The sequence below is a fragment of the Streptomyces sp. CC208A genome (genome assembly GCF_030010625.1).
Lineage (GTDB): Bacteria > Actinomycetota > Actinomycetes > Streptomycetales > Streptomycetaceae > Streptomyces.
In genome coordinates this window covers 1-1,582 of sequence record NZ_JASCXN010000092.1, presented here as the reverse complement: position 1 = coordinate 1,582, position 1,582 = coordinate 1, and the positions used below count along the sequence as shown (strand labels likewise).

1 protein-coding gene is annotated in these 1,582 nt (G+C 72.3%); it reads left to right on the top strand.

The features are described 5' to 3' along the window. The coding region (locus tag QK442_RS36080) for a type I polyketide synthase (RefSeq protein ID WP_282698369.1) at positions 1–1,582 on the top strand (1,582 nt) is incomplete at both ends.

Below are 1,582 nucleotides of genomic sequence, written 5' to 3'. Positions count from 1 at the left end.
GGTCATGTCCACACCGGTGGCCTTCACCGAGTTCTCCCGGCTGCGCGGCCTGTCCCCGGACGGCCGCTGCAAGTCCTTCTCCGCGAACGCGGACGGCACCGGCTGGTCGGAGGGGGTCGGGCTGCTCCTGGTGGAGCGGCTTTCGGACGCCCGGCGCAACGGCCACGAGGTCCTGGCGGTGCTGCGGGGCTCGGCGGTGAACCAGGACGGCGCCTCCAACGGCCTGACCGCCCCGAACGGGCCTTCGCAGGAACGCGTCATCCGCCAGGCGCTCGCCAACGCCCGGCTGAGCGCGGCGGACGTGGACGCGGTCGAGGCGCACGGCACGGGGACCCGGCTCGGCGACCCGATCGAGGCCCGGGCGCTCCTTGCGACGTATGGGAAGGACCGGGACGGCGGCAGGCCCCTGTACCTCGGCTCCCTCAAGTCCAACATCGGGCACTCCCAGGCCGCGTCCGGGGTCGGCGGCGTCATCAAGATGGTGCAGGCCATGCGGCACGGGGTGCTGCCGAAGACCCTGCACGCCGATGAGCCGACGCCCCTGGTCGACTGGGAGTCGGGGGCCGTGGAGCTGCTGACGAAGGCACGTCCGTGGCCGGAGACGGGCGCCCCGCGCCGTGCCGCCGTGTCGTCGTTCGGGTTCGGCGGGACGAACGCTCATGTGGTTCTGGAGCAGCCGCCTGTGCCGGAGTCCGAGCCCGCGTCCGAGGAGGCGGGGTCTGTTCCGCCGCTGGTGTCGTGGGTGGTGTCGGGGAAGTCAGAAACGGCGCTGCGGGAGCAGGCGCGGCGGCTGCACGACCACGTCACGGCCGAGGAGGCGGTGTCGGTCGTTGATGTCGGGTACTCCCTGGCCGCCGGGCGGGCGGGGCTTGACCACCGTGCGGTGGTCATCGGCGCCGACCGGGGGGAGTTGCTCGACGGGCTCGGTGCGGTGGCGGACGGCCTGCCCGCGCAGGGGGTCGTCTCCGGAGCCGTACGAGACGGCCGGCTGGGGGTGATGTTCACCGGACAGGGCGCCCAACGGGCAGGCATGGGACGCGAGCTGTACGCCGCCTTCCCCGCCTACGCCGAAGCCTTCGACACCGTGACCGGGGTCCTGGACCCACTGCTCGAACGGCCCCTCCGTGACGTGATCGACTCCGGCGAGGACCTGGACTCCACCGGCTGGACCCAACCCGCACTCTTCGCCGTCGAAGTAGCCCTCTACCGGCTCGTCGAATCCTTCGGCATCCGCCCCGACTTCCTCACCGGCCACTCCATCGGCGAACTCACCGCCGCCCACATCGCCGGAATCCTCGACCTCAAGGACGCCGCCACCCTCGTCGCCGCACGCGCCCGCCTGATGCAGGCACTCCCCCAGGGCGGCACCATGATCGCCATCCGCGCCGGCGAAGCCGACGTGCTGCCCCTGCTCGCGGGGCGCGAGACGGAAGCGGCCATCGCCGCCGTCAACGGACCCGACTCTGTCGTGATCTCCGGCGACGAGGCCACCGTCACCGACATCGCGGCCTCACTGGAACAGCAAGGACACCGCACCCGCCGGCTCACCGTCAGCCACGCCTTCCACTCCCCCCACATGGAT